The organism is Streptomyces neyagawaensis, from assembly GCF_023516595.1.
Classification (GTDB): domain Bacteria; phylum Actinomycetota; class Actinomycetes; order Streptomycetales; family Streptomycetaceae; genus Streptomyces; species Streptomyces neyagawaensis.
Map to the genome: position 1 here is coordinate 109,647 of NZ_JAMGBG010000008.1, position 23,596 is coordinate 133,242.

At 72.3% G+C, this 23,596-nt stretch carries 19 protein-coding genes, 1 tRNA gene and 1 pseudogene; 2 read left to right on the plus strand and 19 right to left on the minus strand.

The features are described 5' to 3' along the window. Positions 1–171: 171 nt before the first annotated feature. Positions 172–1,185, minus strand: coding sequence for a LacI family DNA-binding transcriptional regulator (locus M8J73_RS04900; protein WP_206187768.1), 1,014 nt, complete (start codon positions 1,183–1,185; stop codon positions 172–174). 313 nt (positions 1,186–1,498) lie between these two features. Here M8J73_RS04900 and M8J73_RS04905 point away from each other — a divergent pair, with 313 nt between their 5' ends. Then, entirely contained in the window at positions 1,499–2,464 is a 966-nt protein-coding gene (locus M8J73_RS04905; protein ID WP_055537266.1) for a glycoside hydrolase family 6 protein, read from the plus strand. 61 nt (positions 2,465–2,525) lie between these two features. On the opposite strand, the gene M8J73_RS04910 is transcribed toward M8J73_RS04905, so the two are convergent. Next, positions 2,526–2,798, minus strand: a complete 273-nt coding sequence (locus M8J73_RS04910) for a hypothetical protein (RefSeq protein ID WP_055537267.1) — start codon at positions 2,796–2,798, stop codon at positions 2,526–2,528. Beyond that, on the minus strand, positions 2,795–3,613 hold the full coding sequence (locus tag M8J73_RS04915) for a phytanoyl-CoA dioxygenase family protein (protein ID WP_206187769.1): 819 nt from the start codon (positions 3,611–3,613) through the stop codon (positions 2,795–2,797). Before M8J73_RS04915 ends, M8J73_RS04910 begins: the two co-directional genes overlap by 4 nt. Positions 3,614–3,781: 168 nt before the next feature. Here M8J73_RS04915 and M8J73_RS04920 point away from each other — a divergent pair, with 168 nt between their 5' ends. Next, a complete protein-coding gene (locus M8J73_RS04920) occupies positions 3,782–4,342 on the plus strand; it encodes an FxLYD domain-containing protein (protein WP_055537268.1) in 561 nt (186 codons plus the stop codon). Positions 4,343–4,427: 85 nt separating this feature from the next. Here M8J73_RS04920 and M8J73_RS04925 read toward each other — a convergent pair whose 3' ends face one another. The 16 genes and pseudogenes from M8J73_RS04925 to M8J73_RS05000 all read right to left on the minus strand — a co-directional run. Then, positions 4,428–4,643 carry a DUF397 domain-containing protein gene (locus tag M8J73_RS04925; RefSeq protein WP_055537269.1) on the minus strand — a complete coding sequence of 72 codons (216 nt, stop codon included), beginning with the start codon at positions 4,641–4,643 and terminating at the stop codon, positions 4,428–4,430. Further along, the gene (locus M8J73_RS04930; RefSeq protein WP_055537270.1) at positions 4,640–5,530 is read right to left on the minus strand and encodes a helix-turn-helix domain-containing protein; all 891 of its coding nucleotides are present in this window, start codon (positions 5,528–5,530) and stop codon (positions 4,640–4,642) included. The genes M8J73_RS04925 and M8J73_RS04930 overlap by 4 nt, the downstream gene beginning before the upstream one ends. A 188-nt stretch (positions 5,531–5,718) precedes the next feature. Further along, positions 5,719–6,183 carry a winged helix DNA-binding protein gene (locus M8J73_RS04935; RefSeq protein WP_055537271.1) on the minus strand — a complete coding sequence of 155 codons (465 nt, stop codon included), beginning with the start codon at positions 6,181–6,183 and terminating at the stop codon, positions 5,719–5,721. Between the two features lie 200 nt (positions 6,184–6,383). Then, a complete protein-coding gene (locus M8J73_RS04940; protein ID WP_055537272.1) occupies positions 6,384–7,277 on the minus strand; it encodes an NlpC/P60 family protein in 894 nt (297 codons plus the stop codon). A 310-nt stretch (positions 7,278–7,587) separates the two neighbouring features. Beyond that, complete coding sequence (locus tag M8J73_RS04945; RefSeq protein WP_055537273.1) at positions 7,588–11,487, minus strand: nSTAND1 domain-containing NTPase; 3,900 nt, start codon at positions 11,485–11,487, stop codon at positions 7,588–7,590. A gap of 161 nt (positions 11,488–11,648) precedes the next feature. Beyond that, the gene (locus M8J73_RS04950; RefSeq protein WP_055537274.1) at positions 11,649–12,032 is read right to left on the minus strand and encodes a hypothetical protein; all 384 of its coding nucleotides are present in this window, start codon (positions 12,030–12,032) and stop codon (positions 11,649–11,651) included. A gap of 274 nt (positions 12,033–12,306) precedes the next feature. Next, positions 12,307–14,385: an elongation factor G gene (gene fusA / locus M8J73_RS04955; RefSeq protein WP_055537275.1), complete on the minus strand. Its 2,079-nt coding sequence runs from the start codon at positions 14,383–14,385 to the stop codon at positions 12,307–12,309. A 353-nt stretch (positions 14,386–14,738) separates the two neighbouring features. After that, complete coding sequence (locus M8J73_RS04960; protein ID WP_055537276.1) at positions 14,739–16,769, minus strand: glycosyl hydrolase; 2,031 nt, start codon at positions 16,767–16,769, stop codon at positions 14,739–14,741. Positions 16,770–16,950: 181 nt separating this feature from the next. Further along, entirely contained in the window at positions 16,951–17,124 is a 174-nt protein-coding gene (locus M8J73_RS04965) for a hypothetical protein (protein WP_157873051.1), read from the minus strand. A gap of 68 nt (positions 17,125–17,192) precedes the next feature. Next, positions 17,193–17,277, minus strand: a tRNA-Leu gene (locus tag M8J73_RS04970). 405 nt (positions 17,278–17,682) lie between these two features. Further along, the gene (locus M8J73_RS04975; RefSeq protein ID WP_249828286.1) at positions 17,683–18,729 is read right to left on the minus strand and encodes a sugar phosphate isomerase/epimerase family protein; all 1,047 of its coding nucleotides are present in this window, start codon (positions 18,727–18,729) and stop codon (positions 17,683–17,685) included. 75 nt (positions 18,730–18,804) lie between these two features. Next, positions 18,805–20,119, minus strand: a pseudogene (locus tag M8J73_RS04980) (alkaline phosphatase family protein). A 62-nt stretch (positions 20,120–20,181) separates the two neighbouring features. Beyond that, positions 20,182–21,351, minus strand: coding sequence for a metabolite traffic protein EboE (eboE, locus tag M8J73_RS04985; protein WP_249828287.1), 1,170 nt, complete (start codon positions 21,349–21,351; stop codon positions 20,182–20,184). 3 nt (positions 21,352–21,354) lie between these two features. Further along, complete coding sequence (locus M8J73_RS04990; RefSeq protein WP_249828288.1) at positions 21,355–22,203, minus strand: TatD family hydrolase; 849 nt, start codon at positions 22,201–22,203, stop codon at positions 21,355–21,357. Next, positions 22,203–22,898 carry an EboA domain-containing protein gene (locus tag M8J73_RS04995; protein ID WP_372503894.1) on the minus strand — a complete coding sequence of 232 codons (696 nt, stop codon included), beginning with the start codon at positions 22,896–22,898 and terminating at the stop codon, positions 22,203–22,205. The genes M8J73_RS04990 and M8J73_RS04995 overlap by 1 nt, the downstream gene beginning before the upstream one ends. Then, positions 22,898–23,596: sugar phosphate isomerase/epimerase family protein (locus M8J73_RS05000; RefSeq protein WP_249828290.1), on the minus strand; the 699-nt coding region annotated here is incomplete at its 5' end. The genes M8J73_RS04995 and M8J73_RS05000, both read right to left, overlap by 1 nt.

Sequence of the window (23,596 nt, forward strand, 5' to 3'; positions counted from 1 at the left end):
AACCTGCCAGGTTCGGCGTCGGGGGTGTTTGTCGGCCGGACCCACGCACTCAAGACGGACTGGGTGGGATCGGCAAGACGACCCTCGCCCTGCACCACGCCCACACCCACCGACAGGACGACACCCACACCCCGGTAGCGGTCCGGGGCGCAACGGCCAGCCCCGTCAAGGTCACGCACTGGTGCGGGTGACCAGGCGGGTGGGGAGGATCAGTGGCGTGGGATCCTCGCCGTTGAGGAGGGCGACGAGCATGCGGGCCATCTCGCGGCCGAGCGCCGGTATCGGCTGGTGGACGGTGGTGAGCGGCGGATCCGCGATCCGGGCGACGGCCAGGTCGTCGAAGCCGACCACGGCGACGTCGGCGGGGACGCTTCGCCCGGCCTCCCGCAGGGTGCGCAGCGCCCCCGCCGCCATGTTGTCGTTGGCGGCGAACACCGCGTCCAGGTCGGGATGCTGGAGCAGCAGCGCGGCCATGACAGCGGCCCCGCTGGGCTCCGTGAAGTCGCCCTCGTGGGGCGGGAACGGTTCGAGGCCGGCGGCCAGCATGGCGTCCTGGTAGCCGCGGTACCGCGCACGGCCCACCTCGGTGTCCAGCCGCCCGCAGATCACGGCCACCCGGGTCCGGCCCCGGGAGAGCAGGTACTCCGTCGCCTCGCGCGCCCCGCCGGTGTTGTCGACGTCCACGTACCAACGGGGAGCCGAGCCGACGGGGCGGCCCCCGAACACCACCGGCATCTCCGCCTCCTCGGCCGTCCGCGCCAGCGGATCGTTCTCGCGCAGCGCCATCAGCATGACCCCGTCGGCGCCCTTGCCGCGGAGGAGTTCCTCCACGCGTTTGCGGCCCCGGTCGGTCGCGGCCAGGCAGAGCATCAGATGCAGGTCGGCCTCCTCCAGCGCCGCCGACGCCCCCACGATCACCTGGGCGAAGAACGGGTCCGCGAAGATCGACGGGTCCTCGCCGGAGACGACCAGGGCGGCCGCTCCCGTCTGACGGGTGGCCAGTGCGCGCGCGGTCGGATTGGGCACATAGCCCAGTTCCCGGACGGCCCGCTCGACGGCGTCGCGTTTCCCCTGGCTGACATGCGGCGCGTTGTTGAGGACACGGGAGGCCACCGACCGGGAGACGCCCGCGAGTTCGGCCACGGCCTCGAGTGTGGGCTGCCGACGCGGCGGATCGTCCGCCATGACCATGTACCTCTCCCCCCTGACCGAAAACTGGGAGCGCTTCCGGTCACAGCGACCGTAGAGCCTCGAACTCACCGTGTACAGAGGGAGTTTCACACCTCGACTCTTGACAGTTCTACCAGCCAGCCACACGATACCGAGCACACCCCAAAGGTTCTCAGCACCCTCCGCACCACTGGAAGCGCTTCCAATGGGAGCGCTCCCACCTCCCTTTCTGAGCACGTCGAACCCCCGCACTTCCTCAGAGTCAGCGCGTCGCACGCTCTGGACGAGAGCGCGCGCCGCATCCCTGCCAGGAATCCGAGGAGAAGTCATGCGCCGCAGGCTCCGCGTCCTGATGGCAGCGCTCTGCGCTCTGCCGCTCGCGCTCACCGCCGCCCCCTCCGCCCATGCCGCCGACCCGACCAGCATGACCAGCGGGTTCTATGTGGACCCTGACAACAGCGCGAAGCGGTGGGTCGCGGCCAACCCCGGTGACGGCCGGGCGTCGGCGATCAACAACTCGATCGCCAACACCCCGATGGCCCGCTGGTTCGGCTCGTGGAGCGGCTCGATCGGCTCCGCCACCAGCTCGTTCACGGGCGCCGCGGACAGCCGGGACAAGCTGCCCATCCTCGTCGCGTACAACGTCTACAACCGCGACTACTGCGGCGGGCACTCCGCGGGCGGGGCCTCCTCGCCGTCCGCCTACGCGAGCTGGATCTCCCAGTTCGCCGGCGGTATCGGCAACCGTCCGGCCCTGGTGATCCTGGAGCCGGACTCCCTCGGGGACTACGGCTGCATGAACCAGGCCCAGATAGCCGAGCGCCAGAGCATGCTCAGCGGCGCCGTCTCCCAGTTCAGCCGCCAGGCTCCCAACACCTGGGTCTACATGGACGCCGGCAACCCCGCCTGGACGGACGCCGCGACCATGGCCAAGCGGCTGCACGAGGCGGGCCTGCGGCAGGCCCACGGCTTCTCGCTGAACATCTCCAACTACCTCACCACGGGCGAGAACTCCGCCTACGGCAACGCGGTGAACAGCCAGCTCAGCGCCCGCTACGGCTACACCAAGCCGTTCGTCGTGGACACCAGCCGCAACGGCAACGGCTCCAACGGCCAGTGGTGCAACCCGTCGGGCCGCCGGATCGGCCCGGCCACACAGATGGGCGGCGGCGCCGAGATGCTGCTGTGGATCAAGGTGCCGGGCGAGTCGGACGGCAACTGCGGTGTCGGCCCCGGTTCCTCGGCCGGTCAGTTCCTGCCCGAGGTCGCCTACAAGATGATCTACGGCTACTGATCCCGGACTCCCGTGGCCCGGTACGCCACGCCCCGCGACCGGGCCACGGGCACCCCGGGGATCAGGACGAGGTCTCCTCCAGTTTCTCGAAGAAGAACTCGTGCTTCAGGAAGGAGACGTCGTACTCGTGGCCGGACTGGGGCGGCAGCAGTTGCGACGCCTGGAACAGCCGCCACCCGTCGAGCAGCGCGTCGAGCCCCGTGTCGTAGGGCGGTTCGTCGCTGTCGCCGGCCGTGGGGCGGGTCCGGCCGGTCCCGTCGTAGCGGGACCAGCCGACGACCGGGGAGTCGAGCGCCGAGGTCGACAGATAGAGGACCAGGACCTGTTGCCTCATGCGTGGCTCCTCAGGGCGGGCCGGTTGCTGACGCGGGTGACCCAGTACTCGACGTCGAACGACGGGTCGCCGGTCAGGGCCCGCCACAGCAGGGCCCGGTTGTGGATCTCCAGTCGGCCGGTGGCCTGTTCGTACCACGGGAAGTGGGTGTCCAGTTCGGCGGTGACGGCCGGGTCGTGCAGGTCGGTGGTGTCCCACAGGCGTACCTGCGGCACGGTCGGGTTGAGGCGCAGCTTGTACATGTAGCGGCGGCGGGCGGTGTCGTTGCGGCGGCCGCCGTGCCAGATGCCGTGGTGTACGAGGACGACCGTGCCCGCCGGGCAGGTCAGCCGGGTCTGGCCGCGCAGGTTCTGGACGCGGCCGATGTCCGTCTCGTTGATCCTGCGCAGATGGCTGCCGGGCACGCTGAGCGTGCCGCCCATCTCGGCGGTCACCTCGTGCGGGTAGTACATGAGCTGGATGTCGAAGGCGTCCGGCCGTACGTCGATGATCGCGTCCGCGTGGAGGTCCTGGGCGTGGCCCTCGTGGGGCTCACGGACGTGCACGGCGTGGTGGTCGACGGTCGGTCCGGGCCCGACCAGGCTCTCCACGGCACCGGCGACGACGGGCAGGTCGAGCAGTTCGCGGACGAAGGTGCCGGGTGGGAACGCCTCGCCCAGCGGGGTGCCGTAGGGCACGCCGGGCAGGCCCTGGGCGAGCGCGGCGATGGCCCGTTCGTTGGTCTCCGGCGGCACCACCCCGTCCAGGCGCAGGAATCCCTGCGCGACGAAGCGGGCCACCTGGACCGAGGTCAGGAGGTGCTTGCTGGTTGGCATACGACGAACGTACGGGCCCCGCGGTGCCCTGTAGTGGGCTGAAATCGTCCTGTGGTGGTCGTTTTCCGTGATCGGCGGGACGGCGGGACGGCGATCAGTGCAACCGTTTCCGCGCCAACGGTGTGGATGTCGGTGGAACGACCATCCATCCCTACGAGGAGCAGCGCCATGACCGACCGGATGCCGCAGATACCCGATGTGACGCCGATGAGAACCGAGGTGACGCCGCACGGCCCCGAGGTGACGCCGAGGCGACTGGGCGGACGGGGCGCGCTCGTCGCCCTCGGAGTCGTGGCGGGACTGCTCGTCGGCGCCGGCGTCACCTGGTGGTCCGTGGCCGGTGGGGACGACGCCATGAGCCATGTCGAGATCTCGGGCGGGAAGCTCGCGAAGGAGCGGAACGACCTCCTCGACGAGGGCGAACGGTGCAACGACCGCGACGAGTTCGACTACAACGACTGCGACGCGAGCACGACGTACCGCTTCGACTACGAGATCACCAACAAGGGCGGCGAACCCGCCAACTACACCGTGATCGTCAACGGGTTCGACGACGACGGCGACTTCGTGGGCCAGGCGTACGTCAGCTCCACCCACCTCGGACCGGGCGAGACCGACTCCGCCGAGGGCGACTTCGACGAGTACGTGGAGCTGGCGGACAAGCACACCCTGGCCGACATCGACTCCCTCCGGGTCGCCCATGTCGAACGGCTGCCCCTCGCCAACTGACGTGCCACGTACGGCCGAGAGCCCTGGCGGCGGCACACGACGTACCGGTGGGCGCCTCCGCGCGGAAGGCGCCCACCGCCGTGTTCTACGCGGTGGGGCCCGCCTGCCGGGGGCCTCCGCCGTGTCCCACGAACCCCACGAACCGCGCCCATCCCTCGCGGGCGACCGCGAAGTGAGGGAGGGCCAGGTCCTTGGAGTCCCGTACGCACACGGCCTGCCGGGTGACGGCGACTTCGACGCAGTCGTCACCCTGGCTGCCGCTGTAGCTGGACTTGAACCACGCCAGTTCCGTCGTGCTCATAGGTCTAGTTCCCCTCGGAGTCGCTCCAGCAGCGCCCGGGAATCCTTGGCGTTCAGGGCCTGCGAGCGCAGTGTGTCATAGCGCTGGTGGAGCAGGCTCACCTCTTTCGCGTCGCAGATCAGACGGCCGTTCTGCTGCCCTTCCGAGTAGGCGTACCGCTGGCTCTTCGGTGTCTCCAGCAGGCGCACCGGCCCGTCGAGGCACGCGTGCAACCCGGCTTCCAGCGGCACGATCTGGAGCGTCACATTGCGCGGCGCGCTCAGCTCCAGCACATGGTCGAACAGCCCCCGCATCCGGGTGGCGTCGCCGAACCGCCGCCGGAAGACATGCTCCTCGACGATGAAGCTGAACGGGGTCGTCGGCCGCTCGGACAGCATCCGCTGCCGCTCCATCCGCCGGTCCATGAAGCTCTCCAGCTGGTCGTCCGGCGTCACCGGGACGGTCCCCTCGAAGACCGCCCGCGCGTAGTCCCTGGACTGCAACAGCCCCGGCACCACCCTGCATTCATAGGTGCACAGGCTCGCCGCGACCCGCTCCAGCCGGGCCCACTGGCGGAACCAGGCCGCGAGGCCCACGTCCCCTCTCCCCCGCGTCACGTACTGGGACGACTTGCGCAGCGCCCCCGTGTTCCCGAGCAGTTCATCGGCCCGCTCCACATAGGTCACGTCCGGCATCCGGCGCCCCTGCTCCACCGATTCCACCGTGTGCCTGGAGAAGCGGACGAGGTCCGCGAACTCGGCCCGGCTGTAACCCGCGTGCTCGCGCAGCGCCTGTGTCACGGCGCCCCACGTCCGCAGACTGTCCGAGGGATCCGGTTCGCGGTCCACCACCGTCCCCTCGTCGGCCGGTGCCTCGTCGTACTCGTTGCCCATGCCGCCGCCCGTCATCCGCGGCCACCTCCGGTCTTCGTGCGCTGTGGCCCCCATGCCCCGACGGCACCTAGCCTGGCGGGAAGATCCGCGTACTGTCCACAGAATGTGCCCGTACGCTGACGCAGCGTACGGGCACGGCCGGGGCGTTGTGCGGCACGGGCCCAGGTCCGCCTCGTCCCGGCCGCGGCGGACGGCGGCGCCCGTCAGTCCGGCAGGTTGCCGTCGCCGCCCAGGTTGGCGACCATGCGGCGCAGGACGTTGACGGTGGTGACGAAGTCGGCCGTGTCGACGCCTTCATGCATCTGCCGATGCACACGGGCGTTGCGTTCCCGGGCCCGAAGGCGCCCGTCCTCACCGGCCTCGGTCAAGGTCATGAGCCCCGCGTCCTCCGTCAGCCAGCCACGGGCGACGAGATCGTCGAAGACACCGTCGAAGTCGATCCCGAGGTCCTCGTACTTCGCCAACCGCTCGATCAGTGTCGCGCGGGTCCACCTCCCCGGCTCCCCGGCAACGTGGTTGAGCGTCCACCAGTGCGGCTGCGTGAGCCCCTCCACCGCCAACTGCGCACGGAGGGCGCCGACCACGTGACGGTACGCCTCACCGGTCCATGACCCGATGGGCTGAGCGGCCAACTCCTCCTGGGAGTACTCCTTCAGGGTCACGCTCATGTCCTCCTCCTTCTCGCCATCCACCTGGCGAGATCACCGCGTACCACTCAAGGCCCGCTCGAGAGGGGACGTTGAAGTGGTCCCGGGAGGCTGTCGGAGCCGCGGTCCGGGAGAGTCGGGAACGGCTCGCGCCGGTGGCCGCCCCCCGACGGTCACCGGCGCGATGTGTCACTGGCCCGATGTGTTGCCCGAACGGTCTGTCACTGGCCCGGAGGCGGGAAGGGCACGTCGTCGCAGTTGGGTACGCCCACGAGCCAGTCCGGGCCCTTGATGTAGATGTTGGTGACCCATGCCTTGTAGTCCGGCAGGTAGGACCAGGCGTCGTTCTCGTAGCCCTCCGCGTTGACCTTCTCCGCGTGCTTCTGGCAGTAGACGCGGATGGTGGTCGAGTACGGGAAGGCGTAGACGCGCTCGGCCGCGAGGCGGGGCTCGGCCTTGGTCCACACGTCGGTGCCCCACGTCTGGTGGATGTGGCCGGTGACCTGGCCGGTGTTGACCCGGACGGCACCGAAGTAGTCGCCGCCGAGGCGGACGTCACTGACCATCAGCTTGGTGCCGGACTGCTTGGCCTCGACCATCTTGCCCGCGCCGAGGTAGATGGCGATGTGGTGCAGGTCCTTCTTGTTGCCGTAGGCCAGGAGATCGCCCGGGAGCAGCGGGGCGAGACCCTGGGCGGCGGTGAAGCGGGCCGCGGCACGGTGCGTGTAGTACTGCTGGCTGGCGACGCCGTTGAGGATGTCCGTACCGCCGGCGGCCTGGGCGTACGCGTACCGGACGAGGCCGGAGCAGTCGAAGCCGCGCCGCTCGGGGTCGTGTTCGCTGGCCGGGTCGGTGGGGTCCACCTGCCCGTAGGTGGGACCGGGTTGGGCGCCGTGGCCGCCGCCCCACGTGTACCAGGTGCCCGCGGCGACCTCGGCGCAGGCGGCGGCGATCGCCCGCTCGGCGGCGGCCGAGGCGCCCGGCGCGAGGACGCCGCAGCCGGCGGCGGGAGCGGACGGTGCGGACGGTGCCGCCGCGGCCGTGGTCAGCGGCGCGCACAGCAGCAGGGCCATGAGTGCGATCAGTGTGCTGATGAGACTGGTCCGGCTCACCATGCCGGAACCCCCGTTTCCTGTCGGTCCGATGAACTGGTGGTGGTCGGACAGCAGCCTGCTCGACCACCACCCCGCGCGTCGAGATCCGGGCGTCGCCCCATCCCACCGGGCAACGGGAAACACCTGGGAAACCCCTCGCGACCAGGGGGGTTGCCAAGTGCCGCCGAGCGGCGGCGGAAGGCCCGGCGTGTCACCCGGCGCCGGTGGACGGCTGGTGGACGGCACGGAGTGTCGCCCGCCGCCAGTGAACGGCCCGGTGGAGGGCCGGTGGAGGGCTGGTAGATGGCCGGTCGACGGCCCGCTGTGTCGCTCAGCGGCTCCCGCACTCCCCCGCGTCCGCCGCGACGGGCACCCCCGGCAGCAGTGTGGCGCGCTCCTCGGGGCCGATCCCGGCGCGCAACCGGCAGATGTCCGCCAGCCGCGCGTCCGGGTCGAGGTCCCACAGCCGTACGGTGCCGTCGGTGCTGCTGCTGGCCACCGTCCGCCCGCCGGGCGCGAAGTCGACGCCCCACACCGCGTTGGTGTGGCCGCTGAGCGTCGCCCACGGCCGCCGCCCGGCGACGTCCCACAGGCGGACCGTGCGGTCGTTGCCGCTGCTGGCGAGGGTGCGGCCGTCCGGGCTGAACGCCACACCGCGCACCGCGCCCGAGTGGCCGATGAGGGCGGCCTCGAAGTGGCGGTGCCGGACGTCCCACAGGCGTACGGTGCCGTCGTTGCCGCTGCTGGCGAGGGTGCGGCCGTCCGGGCTGAACGCGACGCCCCGCACGGCGCCCGAGTGCCCGCGGAGCGCGCCCAGTTCGCGGTGCGAGGCGACGTCCCACAACCGTACGGTCAGATCATCGCCGGCACCGGCCAGGGTGCGGCCGTCGGGGCTGAAGGCGACATCGTTGACGAAGTCCTTGTGGCCGCCGAGCACGGTGGTCTGGCGGCGCTTCGCCACGTCCCACAGGCGCACCGTGTGGTCGGCGCCCGCCGACGCCAGGGTCAGCCCGTCGGGGGCGAAGGCGACCGCGAAAACCTGCCCGGCGTGCCCGGTCAGCTTCTTCAGCGCCGCGCGCCGCGCGACGTCCCACAGCCGGACCGTGCCGTCGGAGCCCGCCGACGCGAGGGTCCGGCCGTCGGGCGAGAACGCCACCGAGAACACGGTCTCCGTGTGCCCCTTCAGTGCCGCCACCAGGGTGTGCGTCAGCGCGTCCCACAGTCGTACGGCGTGGTCGGCGTCGGCGGTGGCCAGCAGCTTCCCATCGGGGCTGTACGCGGTCTGCCAGACCTCGGTGAACGGACGGGACGTCAGGACCGGCCCGGCGAGGTCCCACAGGGCGACGGACTGGTCGAACCCGGCCGTGGCCAGCAGGGCGCCGTCGGAGGTCACGGCCACCCCGAGGACGTAGTCGGTGTGCCCGGCGAGCACCGCGGTCTGCCGGCCGCCGCGCACGTCCCACAGCCGGGTCGTGCCGTCGCCGACCGCGCCGACGACCGTCGTTCCGTCCGGGGTGAAGACGACGGCGTTGATGTCGTCGCTGCTCCCGGTGAACGTGGCCGTCAGCCGTCTCTCGCGCACGTCCCACAGGCGTACCGTCCGGTCGACGCCGGCGGAGGCCACCGTGGTGCCGTCCGGGGAGAAGGCGACGCCCAGCACCTCGTCGGTGTGGCCCTTGAGGGCGCCGACGAACTCGTTCCGCCGGGTGTCCCAGATCCGTACGGCGCGGTCGACGCCGGCGGAGACGAGCGTCCGCCCGTCGGGGGCGTACGCCAGCGCGTTGAGGGTGCCCTTGTGGCCGCGGAGGGTATTGACGGGCCGGGGCGGCCGGGACGCGGTGTCCCACAGGCGGACGGTGCCGTCGGCGGCCGCGACCGCGAGCCTGCCGCCGCGCGGGTCGAAGGCCACGGCCCGCGCGCCCTTCGTGGCGTCGGAGAGCACGCCCGTCCTGCGGTGGGCGGTGGTGCTCCACAGGGTCACCGGTCCGTCGGTCGACGTCACCGCGACCGTACGTCCGTCGGGGCTGAAGGCGACCGAGCGCACCCGTCCGGGCACGGTGAACCGGGCGAGGATCCGATGGCCTTCGGTGGTGTCGCGCAGGGTCACCGTGCCGTCGGAGCTGGCGGTGGCGAGCATCCGGTCGCCGGGGGCGAACGCCACCGCGTTGACCGGTCCGTGGTGGCCGTCGAGGCGGGCGGAGAAGGGCTGCGACTGGGTGCTGAGCAGGGCGCCGCGCGCCTCGGCGGTGGGGGCGGCCCGGTAGGCCGCCTCCGCGAGGAGCATCGACGCCTCGGGCCGGCCCCCGGCGAGGGACGCGGACCGCGCGGCGAGGGCCTGGGAGCGGGCGACGCGCTCCTGGTCGAGGGCGGCCTCGCGCTGCTGGTAGGCGAGCGCTCCGGCGGTGACGGCGAGGCCCAACAGCACGGCGAGGGTGGCGAGCATGGACTGCCGCAGCCGCACCTGTCGTCGGGCCTGTCTGCGCCGGCCGTCCTCCTCGGCCTGGCTGGCCGTCAGGAACGCCTCCTCCTCGGGCCCGAGCCGGGCCCGGCCGTCCGACTCGTCGGCCCACGTCCGTACGGTGTCGAGGCGGGTGCCCCGGTAGAGGGCGGACGGGTCGCGGTTCTCGCGCTCCCATTCGGCGGCGGCGTGGGCGAGTTGCTGGTGGAGGAGGAGGCCGGCCCGGTCGGCGTGGATCCAGTCCCGGAGGCGGGGCCAGGCGTGCAGCAGGGCCTCGTGGGTGATCTCGACGGTGTCGCTGTCCAGCGTGATGAGCCGGGCCCGGACGAAGGCGTCGAGCGCGGCGGCGGCCCCGTCCGCGTCGCCGAGCTGCGCCATCAGGGCGTCCCGGCTCATCCGGCGGCGGGTCGCCCCGGCCCCGTCCATGACGAGGACCAGCCGGGACAGGATGCGGCGGATCGTCTTCTGCTCGGCGGGATACAGCCGGGCGAACACGTTCTCGGCGGTGCGGGCGACCGCCCCCTGGATACCGCCGGCCCGTTCGTACCCGTCGACGGTCAGCGCGGAGTCGCGGCGCCGCTGCCAGGTGGCGAGCAGCGCGTGGGAGACCAGGGGAAGCGCGCCGGAGGGTGTCTCGTCGGAGCCGGTCGTGGAGGGCCGGGGGCCGGTGCCGGGGTCGTCGCGGAGTCCGGCGTCCCGCAACAGCAGGGGGACCAGGCCGGGTTCGAGGGTGACCCCGGCGAGTTCGGCGGGGCGTGTGATGGACTCGCGCAGTTCCGCGACGGTCATCGGCGACAGGACGAACAGCCCGTCGGTGAAGACCCGGGCCAGCTCGGGGAGATCCAGACAGCGGCCGGTGAAGTCGCCGCGTACACCGAGCACCACGACGGCGGCGGGGTGCGGGTGGTCCGCGGGCCGGGAGGTCGCGAGGGCGCACAACACGTGGACGTACGCGCGGCGTTCGTCCTCGTCCGGGCAGAGCGTGAAGAGTTCCTCGAACTGGTCGACGATCAGCACCGGTCGGGACGGCGGGGGCCGCCGGGGCCCCTCGGTCCGCGGCGGGGTCTCCGAGCGGGCCCGTACGGCGCCGAGCAGGGCGCCCGGATTGTCCCGTACCTCGTCGGCGGTGATGCCGAGGTCGCTGCCCAGCGCCTTCGCGACGCGCTCCAGCAGTTCGTCCAGGGGGCGCGAGGTGGGGGTGAGCAGCACCACCGGCCAGCGGTCGGCGCCCGGCATGGGGAGGTCGCCGCGGCGCAGGGCCGGGACGAGGCCCGCGTTGAGCAGTGAGGACTTGCCCGCGCCGGACGGTGCGACGAGCATCAGGGGGCCGCCGCCGATCCGTTCGAAGATCCGCTCCACCAGTGCGGCCGTCGCGCGCTCCCGGCCGAAGAACATCTCGGCGTCCCGGGGGGTGAACGCCGCCAAACCGCGGTAAGGACCGGCATCGTCGGACTGCCGCTCCACGGCGTCGGTGTCGGTGCGCAGGTCGCCGTCACGGGGCGGCGCCTGCTGCACCAGCCGCAGCAACTCCCCCTCGGCGCCCAGCACGTGGTCGCACAGTCGGGCGACGTCGACGGTCGCGCGCTTCGTACCGGTCTCGATCTTGCTGAGGTAGCCCTTGCTGTAGTGGGTGCGCCGGGCCAGGTCGGTGAGGGACAGTCCGCGCTCTTGTCTGAGCCGTCTCAGTTGCGCCGGGAAGGACAGCGTGGTCAGCGCGTCCCGGTCCCGTCCGTGATGAGGGTCTGGTTGCTGTCCGTGCTGCGGGTCCCCCAAGGTGTCCCCCAAGGCAGAGCGGCCGTGAGACGGCGGATGCCCAGGTTACTGCCGGGTCCTCGGGGGCGGCCAAGTCTTTCACCCGGAGTGGCGAAAACAGGGACGCCCGGAACCGCGGGCAGCCGGTTCCGGACGTCGTCACGCAGTCGCTCGCCGTCGCGCTACGGACGGAGCGTGATCGAGTTGATGGTCGTCAGGTCGCGGTAGAAGGCCCACCCCTCGGGGATCGTCTCGATGCAGTCCCCGCCGTTGTACTGCTTGCACAGATCCGCGGTCGCGCCGCCGTACTGGTTGTTGAACACCCAGTGGTAGTTGTACTGCCCGCTCAGGTTGTGGGCCTTGTAGCTCCAGAACTTGTGGGTGGGGTTGGCTTCGGAGAAGTGCTTGCCCTCCGGGTAGATGCAGACCGCGCCGTAGTCGCAGCCGTAGATCGTCTCCTGGGCGAGCCTGGCCTCGACCGCCTTCGCCTGGGCGGTGCCGCTGAGCGCCACCACCGCGGCCGTCGAGGTCAGGAGCGCGGCGGCGACACGGGTCATCTTGCGCATGGTTCCCCCTTGCTGGTTCTCACCGGGCTTCCCGCTTGGTCATGCGGGCCGGGCCCGGTGCTGACGATCTGAGATTCGTCCTCCCGCCGACCGGGGTCCACGGGTTTCCTGTTGCCCACCGTGAGGTTGGTCGGGAAACAAGGGGTGACCTGGAAGGACGTGGGAGTGGAGGCAACACGGGGGGCGTACTTCACGGCAGTGACTCCCTGGGCGTGACGCGGGACAGTTCCCCGCGCCCCTGACAGGGGCGCGGGGAACTGCGCGACAAGGGCACCTACCGCTCGCTCACCACGACGGTGGGGGCCACCGCGTAACCCGCGGGGCGGGTCGTGAACGTCCCCCTCCCCTGCGTACGGCTGCGCAACCGGGTGGCGTACCCGAACAGCTCGGCCAGCGGCACGGTGGTGGTGACCACCACCGACCCCGCCCGCGCCACCGAGTCCGACACCCGCCCGCGCCGCGCCGCGAGATCCCCGAGGACCCCGCCGACCGCGTCCGCGGGCACGGTCACGGTGGCCTCGGCGACCGGTTCCAGCAGCGTCATCGCACTGCCCCGCAGCGCCTCGCGCAGCGCGAGCCGCCCGGCCGTGCGGAACGCCATCTCCGAGGAGTCCTTGGAGTGGGTCGCCCCGTCGGTGAGGGTGACGCTCAGCCCGGTGACCGGGTGACCGCCGAGCGGGCCCTCCGCGAGGGCGTCCCGGCACCCGGCCTCGACCGCGCGCACGAACTCCTGCGGCACCCGCCCGCCGACGACCGTCGAGCGGAAGGCGAAGCCGGTCGTGCCGCCGTCGGCGTCGCCGTCCGTCGCCTCCAGTGGTGCCACGTCGAGGACGACATGGGCGAACTGCCCGGCGCCGCCGTCCTGTTTGACGTGCCGGAAGACCAGTCCGGACACGCCCCGGACGACCGTCTCGCGGTAGGCCACCCGCGGCCGGCCGACGGTGACCTCCACACCGGACGTCTGCCGGATCTTCTCCACCGCCACCTCCAGGTGCAGTTCCCCCATCCCGGACAGCACGGTCTGCCCGGTCTCGGGGTCGGTCCGCACCACCAGCGAGGGGTCCTCCTCCGCCAGTCGGGCCAGCGCCGAAGCCAGCCGGTCGGTGTCGGAGCTCCTGCGGGCCTCCACGGCCACCGACACCACCGGGTCGGCGACGGACGGCGGTTCGAGGAGCAGCGGAGCCGCCGGTGCGCACAGGGTGGTGCCCGGCCGGGCCGCCTTGAGGCCGATCACGGCGACGATGTCGCCCGCCGACGCCCGGTCCAGTTCGGCGTGTCGGTCGGCCCGCACCCGCAGGATCCGGCCGATGCGCTCGGTGCGCCGCGTGGCCGCGTCGAGCACGGTGTCCCCCTTCCTGATCGTCCCCGAGTACAGCCGCAGATAGGTCAGCCGCCCGGTGGCCGTCGCGCTGACCTTGAACGCCAGCGCGGCGAGAGGTGCCTCGGGGTCGGCGGCGCGTTCCTGCTCCGTACCGTCGTGCGTGCCGCGTACGGGCGGCACGTCCAGCGGCGAGGGCAGATACGCCACGGCCGCGTCGAGCAGTGGTTCGATGCCGCGGTTGCGGTAGGCGGAGCCGCACAGGACGACCACGCCGTCACCGGTCGCGGTCAGGTCGCGCAGCGCCGCGGCGAGCGTCGGCGCGGACAGGGTGCCCTCGGCGCAGAACTCGTCGAGGGCGACGGGGTGCAGTTCCGCCACGGCCTCCTCCAGCCGCCGTCGTCGGCGCTCCGCCTCGTCGCGCAGGGCGTCGGGCACGGGCCCTTCCTGGACCTCGTCACTGCCGTCGGCCCAGGTCAGCGCCCGCATGCGGAGCAGGTCCACGACGCCGGTGAAGCCGTCCTCCGTGCCGATGGGCAGCTGCACGACCAGCGGCGCGGGGTGCAGCCGCCGCCGGATGGAGTCGACCGCGGTGTCGAGGTCGGCTCCGGCACGGTCGAGCTTGTTGACGAAGGCGATCCTCGGTACGCCGTGCCGGTCGGCCTGCCGCCACACCGACTCGCTCTGCGGCTCCACGCCGGCGACCGCGTCGAACACGGCGATCGCGCCGTCGAGCACCCTCAGCGAGCGCTCCACCTCGTCGGCGAAGTCGACGTGGCCGGGAGTGTCGATGAGGTTGACGCGGTGGCCGTCCCAGGCGCAGCTCACGGCCGCCGAGAAGATCGTGATGCCGCGGTCGCGTTCCTGCGGGTCGAAGTCGGTGACGGTGGTGCCGTCGTGGACCTCGCCCCGCTTGTGCGTGGTCCCGGTGACATAGAGGATCCGCTCGGTGACGGTGGTCTTCCCGGCGTCGACGTGGGCGAGGATGCCCAGGTTGCGGACGGCGGTCAGGGTGGTGGCGTCGAAGGTGCGCATGGCCCGTGGCCTTTCAGCTGAGCTGTATCAGGGCAGCGCGATTCCCGTGCGGGGCGAGGGACGACGATGGCACGCCTAACAAGGCCGCAGGACAGGGCTGTCCTCCGCCTCGGCGCGTGGGTCCGACGTCAGGCCGGCGTCACGGGCATCCGGTACCGGCCGCGCAGCGGGCACCGGACGGACGAGGACACGAGGATCACCTCGTACAGGGACGAGGGGACGACGACAGCGGTGCGGTCGCACACGGCTGGTCCCCCCTCTCTCGGCACACGTCACACGTCACTTGGAGCGCGCGCCGCGATCTCGTGCGGCGCGCGATGTGTGCCGAGTCTAGGGACGGCGACGGGGCCGGGTCACCGTATTTTCCGCGGCTGGGCTGCGGCCCTGACGGCCCTGACGGCGTCGACGTACACGACGCCCTTGGTCACCGTGGCGTCCGCCCGGCCGAGGTACAGGGTGAACGCCGTCACCTTGGCCAGTCGGGCCGCGTCGAGCACGGCTCCGGGGTGTGTGGTGTCCCAGGGCGCGGGCTGGAACTCGCCGAAGGGCATCGTGATCTCCTGCCCGGTGGTGTCGGCCAGCGGGAACCGGTACTGGAACGGGATGCCGTCGGCGACGATCTCCACCGCCCCGGCGTTCTCCGAGCCGTCGCCGCGCAGCCACATCGCCAGGGACGTGAACGCGGACCAGTCGGCGACGAGCGCTCGGCCGATGCCGGTGAACTCGGCGCCGGTGAAGTCGTACGCGTAGGCCAGTCCGTAGGAGCCGGAGGACTTGTGGTCGGGCGACAGGGTGAGGGTGTGGGTGTTGAGGTGGGTGTACGCCTCGCTCAGGGCGATGTCGTCACCGGCGTACCCCTCGAAGTCGTCGATCCAGCCGGCGGGCAGCGGTGGGGCCTCGCCGAGGAGGACGACGGCGGAGTCGGTGAGCGTCTCGCCGTCCACCCGGGCGCGCACGGTGAGGGTCGCCGAGCCCTTCTTCCGCAGGGCGGGGCCGATCGACCACACGGCCGAGTGGTAGCCGTCGGCGTCGAGGCGCAGCGCTCGGGCCCGTCCGCCGTTCACGGAGTAGGTGACGCGGCTCGCCCGCGCGGGCGTGACCCGCACCCGGACGGTGGTCCGGGCGGCCGTCACCCGCTGCCGGTCCGTGGGGGTCACCAGGTGCATGACAGGGCTGTTCCTGACGGCGGTGGTGCGCGCCGTGAACACGTCCCGGAGGTCGGCGGCGAACAGGGTGTGGGGGTCTTTGTGGAAGGCGGTGAAGTCCGGCAGCAGGGCGTGGCCCGGGTACGGCACGTAGGCGCGTCGGGTGCCGCCGAAGTTGGCCCAGGTGGCCATGTACGTCACCTGGCGGGCCAGCGGGTCCGCCTTGAGGGCTCCCAGCAGGTGGGTGAACCACTGCGGATCGCGGACCTCGGTGCCGCTCTCCCCGAACTCGGTGAAGGCGGGCACCTTGTCGCGCTCGGTGGCCAGCCGGACCACCATCGCGAGGTCCCGGACCAGGCCGTCCAGCCAGGGGGTCGGCCCGGCGGCTTCGTCGTAGGAGTCGTAGCCGAGGATGTCGACGAAGCGGTCGCCCGGGTAGGTCCTCAGGTAGCCGGCCGGGTCGCCGCCGAGACCGGCGTTGGGCGAGTAGGCGTAGAGCAGGTTGTGGACGCCCTTGGTGTCGCGCAGGTACTCGACGGTGTAGCGGAACAGTTCGATGAACTCGCCCGAGGTGGTGTGGCCGGCGCCCCACCAGAACCAGCCGCCGTTGTTCTCGTGGAAGGGGCGGAAGATCACGGGGATCGCGGTGCCGTCCGGCCGCCGCGCGCCCTTGACCGCCTTGGCGACGCGGTCGAGGAAGGCGTTGAAGGCCGCGTGCTTGGCCCCGCCGGGCAGGATCTGTCGGACCACGCGGCCCGTGGTGTCGTAGAAGTTCCCGCCGGTGACGAAGTTCGGCAGATGGGCGCTGAGGGTGTTGATCCCGCCGCGTGCGTCGCCCTGCCGGATGCAGCGGCTGAGCGCGGCGATGTTCTCGGCGTGGGTGCCGCCCTCGACGCCGGGACGTTCGTCGCCGTCGAGAACGAGGGTGTCCCAGCCGAAGATCGCGGGGTAGTCGCCGACCGCCGCCCGGGTGTCGGACGCCCGGCCGTCGGGGGTGGTGAAGGTGAAGCCGTAGGTGAGGTCGTGCTGGTGTCCGAAGAGGATGCCCTGGCCCTGCTGCCGCTTCAGGTAGGCGTAGAGCGCGCGGGTGGCGGGGGTCGCCCGGTCGTCGACGATGCGGACGGGCACCGGGGTGCGGGCGGGCGCCGCGACGGCGATCGACGTCCGGGTGCCGGCGGCCGCGGCGACGGCGGCGCCGAGCAGCACGAACGCGCGACGGCTCAGGGGGGAGCTGGGCATTTATGTCTCCTCGGTCGGCTGCGGACAGGGGGCGTCCTGGTCAGGGACATCCGCAACGCATGACACGGGTGTGATTGAAGTGGCGCTATTCGACTAGAAGTTGAAGAGAAAAGAAAGAGCTCGGCCGCATACGGGAAGGGCCCCGACCGCGAGGTCGGGACTCTTGCCGCGAGTCGCTGTCTCACTCGCCCCACTTCATGGAGATCACCGGGGGCTCACGGCCGGGCAACTGCCCGGCCCGCGCCGACGACGGCCGACCGGCCGACCGGCCGATCATGGAGCCGTGCGGGCTCGGTACGCCCGTCGCGGTCGCCCCGTCGAGGGTGATGGGCTGCCGGAGGCAGTGCGGCGACACGCCCCCGGTGTGCTCCGGGCATGACGAAGCGGGCTCATCGTCTTCGCGATGAGCCCGCTTCATGGATGTGTCCGAGGGGGGACTTGAACCCCCACGCCCGATAAAGGGCACTAGCACCTCAAGCTAGCGCGTCTGCCATTCCGCCACCCGGACAAGGTGTCCGCCGCCTGGCCGGGGGTGTTCCCCGCGGCGACATGGACAACAATACCAAGGTTTCGGAGTGGCTTTCACCTGCATATCCGCCCCCGGGGCGGGGTCGTGCGGGCCTCCCCGAGCGGGTCCGCACGGCTCTCACCAGAGGTGATCGGGTGGTCACGGTCGGATGGTCACGACCTGAGGTGGTACTCGGGGAAGCCCCCCGCCGCCCTCCCCCGGCGGCCCCTGGATGACCGCCTTCACCAGCAGCTCGCCGCCGAGGGGGACGTGGCGCCAGGCCCGGTGCTGGGCGGGGGCGGCCGTGGGCGCCCCCGTGGTGGTGCCGTGTACCGCGGCAGGCGGTCGCCCCGTGATCCCGCGCCACGGGGCGGCCGTCTGCTGCCGTTGTCGGGGTCGCTCGGGTCAGCACTTCTCCCGGAGCGCGTGCAGGTGCTCGCTGGAGCGGCGGGCGAAGGTGAAGGACTCGGCGGGGTTGTCGTGTTCGGCCTGCCAGTGGTGGGCGAGGCGGTGGCCCTTGAGGCGGGTGACGGCCGAGATGAACTTCTGGTAGTCGATGTCGCCGTCGCCGACATCCACCATGCGGTAGCCGAAGGGGTTCGACGGGTCGCTCTCGCCGTCCTTCACATGGAAGAGGGGATAGCGGTTCGGGCGCTTGAGGACGTAGTCGAGGGGCTCGAACGGGGCGGGGGTGCCGTCGGGCCGCTTCGAGAAGCGGAACTGCGCCACGTACGCCCAGAAGATGTCCATCTCCAGGTAGACGAGGCTGGGGTCGGTCTCGCGGAGCAGCACGTCGTAGAGGCGGACGTGCGGCTTGTCGGAGGCGAAGGCGAACTCCTCGGAGTGGTTGTGCTGGTAGAACTTCATGCCGCGCGCCCTGGCCGCCGCCCCGTAGGTGTTGAACTCCTCGGCCGCACGCTTCATCGCGTCGACGGTGGTGCCGTAGCGGAACGGGCCGGCGGCGGTGCCGATGTGCTTCAGGCCGAGGGCCTGGGCGTCGTCGAGGACCTTGTCGAGGTTCTGGGCGAAGGTGTACGCGTTCGGGTCGTCGGAGTAGTAGCCGACGTGGCTGCCGATCGGGGTGAGGCCGTGGTTGCGGGCCAGCCGCTTCAGCTGCGCCAGGGTGATCGGGCCCGCGGAGCCCTGGGTGTAGCCCGCGAACTCGACCTCGTCGTAGCCGTACTTCTCCAGCTCGGCGAAGACGGGGGCGAAGCCGAGGGTGGAGACCTTGTCGCGGAGGCTGTAGAGCTGGATGCCGAGGCGGCCGGGGGGCAGGACGGGGCGGCCCCGGCCCTTGCCCGCGGCGGCCGCCTCTGTGGCGTCGGCGGCCTGGGCGGGGGACGCGGCGGTGCCCAGGAGGGCGGCGACGGTGGCGCCCGCGGCCACGCCGAGCATGCCTCGTCTGCTGAGGCGATGGCTGAGTTCGGGGTCGGACTGGTGCGTGCGGCTCATGCCGGGGACTCCTTGGTGTGGGAGGGCGTTGTCAGTGGCGGGTGCTTCACTGAGATCGGTGCTGATGCCGGACGGTCACGACAGACCGGCCAGTCGGAGCAGCAGTGCCTTCACATCGGTGGCCGCGAGGCGGTCGCCGACGGCGCGGGGGGTGGAGCAGATGAGGAGCGGACCGTCGTCGTCGCTCAGGGGGAGCCGGCCGTGGCTGCCGCGCAGAGGTGAGGGGTCCAGAGGCACGACCGCCATGCGGTAGCGCATCCCCAGCTTCTTGCGGGCCAGCGCGGTGGCCGCCTTGACCTTCACATACGGGTCGCGCGGGTCCAGGAACAGCTCGACCGGGTCGTAGCCGGGTTTGCGGTGGATCTCGACGGTGCGCGCGAAGTCGGGGGCGCGGTCGTCGTCGAGCCAGTAGTAGTACGTGAACCAGGCGTCCGGCTCGGCCACGGCGACGAGTTCGCCGGAGCGCGGATGGTCGAGGTGGTGGGCCTTCTTGCCCTCGTCGTCGAGGAGCTGGTCGATGCCGGGGAGAACGGCGAGGGCCTCCCTGGTGGCCTCCAGGTCCTCGGGCCGGCGGACGTAGACATGGGCGATCTGGTGGTCGGCGACCGCGAAGGCCCCGTGAGGCCATCGGGTCGAGGTACTCCATGCCGTCCTGGGTGTGCACCTCCAGCAGGCCGGCGCGGCGCAGGGCGCGGTTGATGTCGATGGGCCGGTCCACGCGGGTGATGCCGTACTCGGAGAGCGCGACCACGGTGCGGCCCTCGGCGCGGGCGTCGTCGAGCAGGGGTGCCAGGGCCCGGTCCAGGTCGGCGGCCGCCTTCAGGGAGCGGGGGTCGTCGGGGCCGTGGCGCTGGAGGTCGTAGTCGAGGTGCGGGAGGTAGCAGAGGGTCAGATCGGGCCTGCGGGTGCGGTTGATGTGGCGGGTCGCGTCGATGATCCAGCGGCTGGAGACGAGATCGGCGCCGGGGCCCCAGAAGTGGAACAGGGGGAAGGTGCCGAAATTCTCGGTGAGTTCGTCGTGCAGGGCCGGGGGCCGGGTGTAGCAGTCGGGTTCCTTGCGGCCGTCGGAGTAGTAGATCGGGCGGGGGGTGACGGTGATGTCGGTGTCGGCGCCCATGGCGTACCACCAGCAGATGTTGGCGACGGTGTAGCCGGGGTGGGCGCGGCGGGCGGCGTCCCACAGCTTGTCCCCGGCGACGAGGGCGTTGTGCTGGCGCCACAGCAGGACGTCGCCGAGTTCCCGGAAGTACCAGCCGTTGCCGACGATGCCGTGCTCGGCGGGGAGCGAGCCGGTGAGGAAGGTCGACTGGGCGGCGCAGGTGACGGCGGGCAGGACGGTGCCGAGGTGGGCGCGGGAGCCCGACCGGGCGAGGGACTTCAGGTGGGGCATGTGGTCGAGGAGGCGCGGGGTGAGTCCGACGACGTCGAGGACGAGGAGCGGGGTGGGGGTGGTCACGGCAGCTCCTTCAGACCGAGGTCCGTCAGCAGGTCGCGGGCCAGGCCCAGTTCGGCGGCGATGCCGTCGGTGAGGCGGGCGCGGGTGGTGGGGCGCAGCTCCGCCGGCAGGGCCTGCCAGGTGTACGTCTCGACCTCCAGATGGTGGGTGAGGGGGTGGGCGCCGCCGACCAGGCGGGTGAGGGCGGCCTTGAGGACCGCGAGCGTGGAGGTGAGGGGGGCGGCGGGCGCCGCGTGCAGCGGGACGTGGAAGTGGGCCCGCCACGGGGACGCGTCGGGGAGGGCGTCACCCGTGAGGGCCTCCCCGAGGTCGTCGGTGCCGCGCAGACCGGCGGCCGTGGCCGTGCGGGTCTGGTGCAGGAAGCGGGGTTCGTCGAAGGCGGCGAGCGCCTCGCGGACCTCGGGAAGGTGGGGGTGCTCGGCGTGCAGGGCGGCCGAGAGCTGCGACTTCACGACGGGGACGCGGGCCCGGACGAGCGCGTCCAGGGCGGTGTGCGGGTCCTCGAAGGAGGTGGCGAGATGGCAGGTGTCGACGCAGACACCGATGCGGTCGTGGCCGATCGAGGTGAGCGGGCCGATGGCGTCGGCGGTGGTCTCGACGGTGCAGCCGGGTTCGGGTTCCAGTCCGACGCGGATCGAGCGGCCGGTCAGCTCGGCGACGGCGTCGAGGCGTTCGCCGAGGGTGCGCAGGGCCGCGTGGGCGGTGTCGGCGCGCGTGTCGTCGTAGGCGGTGCGCCAGGCCAGCGGGAGCGTCGAGACGGTGCCCTCGGTGACGTCGTCGGGGAGGAGCGCGGCGAGGACCCGGGCCAGGGAGGTGGTGTGGTCGAGGCGCTCGGGGTCGGCCCAGTCCGGCCGGTACACGCGGTACTTGACCTCCTCCGCGCCGAAGCCCTGGTACGGGAAGCCGTTGAGGGTGACGACCTCCAGGCCGCGCCGGTCCAGTGCGGCGCGCAGCCCACGCAGGGCGGACGGGTCGGTGGTCAGGGCGTCGGCGGCGTCCTTGGCTAGCCACAGGCCGATGCCGAGGCGGTCACGGCCGAGGCGCCGCCGGACGGGCTCGCAGTGGTCGCGCAGTTGGGCGAGGACGCCGTCGAGGGTCTCGGCCGGGTGCACATTGGTGCAGTAGGCGAGGTGGACGGTGGATCCGTCGGGGTGGCGGAAGCGCATGGGTCACTCCCCGCCGCGCAGGATGCTGTTGCCCTCGTGGGTGGCGCCGGTGGTGAGGGAGTCGAGGTCGAGGCGGCCGCTGAGCCCGTAGAAGGCGACCGGGTTGCGCCACAGCACGAGGTCCACGTCGTCCTCGCCGAACCCGGCGGCGAGCAGGGCGTCGGCGACCCGTCGGGTCTTCAGGGGATCGCTTCTGCCCCAGTCGGCGGCGGAGTTGACCAGTACCTTCTCCGTGCCGAACGCCTTGATGACGGCGACCATGCGCTCCTCGTCCATCTTGGTGTCGGGGTAGACGGAGAAGCCGAGCCAGGCGCCGCTGTCCTTGGCCTCCTTGACGGTGGTCTCGTTGAGGTGGTCCAGCAGCACCCGCTCCGGCGGCAGCTCGGAGGCCCGCACCACCTCGACGGTGCGGCGCAGTCCGGCGAGCTTGTCGCGGTGCGGGGTGTGCACGAGGGCGGGCAGGCCGTGGTCGGCGGCGAGCTGGAGCTGGTGCTCCAGAGCGAGGTCCTCGGCGGGGGTCATGGAGTCGTAGCCGATCTCGCCGACGGCCACGACACGGTCCTTGAGGAGATAGCGGGGCAGGTGGTCCAGGACGGGGGTGCAGTTCGGGTCGTTGGCCTCCTTGGGGTTGAGGGCGATCGCGCAGTGGTGGGCGATGCCGTACTGGGCGGCCCGGAAGGGCTCCCAGCCGAGCAGCGAGTCGAAGTAGTCGAGGAAGGTGGCCGGGGACGTGCGGGGCTGTCCCAGCCAGAAGGCCGGCTCCACGACCGCGCGGACGCCCGCCTCGTGCATCGCCTCGTAGTCGTCGGTGGTGCGGGACGTCATATGGATGTGGGGGTCGAAGATGCGCATCAGGTCTCCTTGCCGTCGATGCCGGTCCCGTCGGCATGTGGGGGCGCGGTCAGGGCCAGGACGCGGTACAGGTCCCCGGGCACGGGACGGCCCGCGGCGGTGCGCTCGTCGGCGAACGCGCCGAGCATGCGGGCCAGTTCGGTGTCGCCGTGGGCGCGGCGGGCCAGATCGGTGATCTCGTCGACGGGTACGCCGGTGAACAGGCACTTGAGGACGGCGTGCCGCCAGTCGTGCGGGCCGAGGTGGCGGGCCCCGTAGGGGCCGAGGGCGGCGGCGACGAGGCGGGTGTCGTTGGTGCGCAGGGCGTCCTCGACGAGATGCAGCGCGTCGGGGCCGGGCACGAGGTGGGGCAGGGCGTGCAGCACGGCCCGGCGTTCGTCGGCGGTGCCCTGCCGGTAGACCCGGTCGAGCGCGGCGGTGTCGGCGCGGGCCGCGTGCAGGATCAGGACGCGGACGGCGTCGGCGTGCTCGGTGCCGCAGCGCCGGCCCGCCTCGGCGAGGCGCAGCTCCCACACGGAGATGGGGCCGTGGGTGCCGGGATGGTCGGCGGCCTCGTCGAGGGCCCGGTCCAGCCAGGCGCGGGCGGGGTCGTCGAGCCGAGCGGTCAGCGAGCCGCGCAGTGCGGCGGGGGCGGTGTGGGCCGGGTGGCCGGGGCGGGCCGCCGGGTCGGCCGGTGTCGGGGGGCGGTGGTGGATCACGAGGTGCTCCCGGGAGGTACGGCGGCGGGACCCGGCGGCGGGCCCGCCGAGCGGCCGGTCGCCCGGCGGAGGAAAAAGAGGGACCGCTCGGCCTGGTGCGGGCCGGCATGGGAGTGGCGGGGCAGTTCGACGACGGTCAGGGCCCGGTAGTCGACGGCGGCCAGCGCGTCGAGGACGGCCGGGAAGTCGATCTCGCCCTCGCCGAGCGGCAGGTGGTCGTGGACACCGCGCCGCATGTCCTCGATCTGGACGTGGCGCAGCCAGGGCGCGGCGGCGCGGACGCAGTGGGCTGGCGGGAGGGGTTCGAGGCACTGGCAGTGGCCGATGTCGAGGGTGAGGCCGAGGGCGGCGGGGCTGTCGAGGGCCTCACGCAGTCGGTGGAAGTCGGCGAGCGTGGCGAGGAGGTGCCCGGGTTCGGGTTCGACGGCGAGCGGGACCCCGGCGGCGGTGGCCGCGTCGAGGACGGGGGCGAGCGCGTCGGGGAGGCGCTTCCACGCGGTGTCCTGGTCGGTGCCGGGCGGGATGACGCCGCTGAAGCAGTGCACGGCGTGGGCGCCCAGGTCGGCGGCGGCCCTTACGGCGGTCAGGAGCAGGCCGACGCGGCGGGCGCGGTCGTCCGGGTCGGGGTCCAGCAGGGTCGGCCCGTGTTTGCGGCGGGCGTCGAGGACGTAGCGGGCGCCGGTCTCCACGGTGAC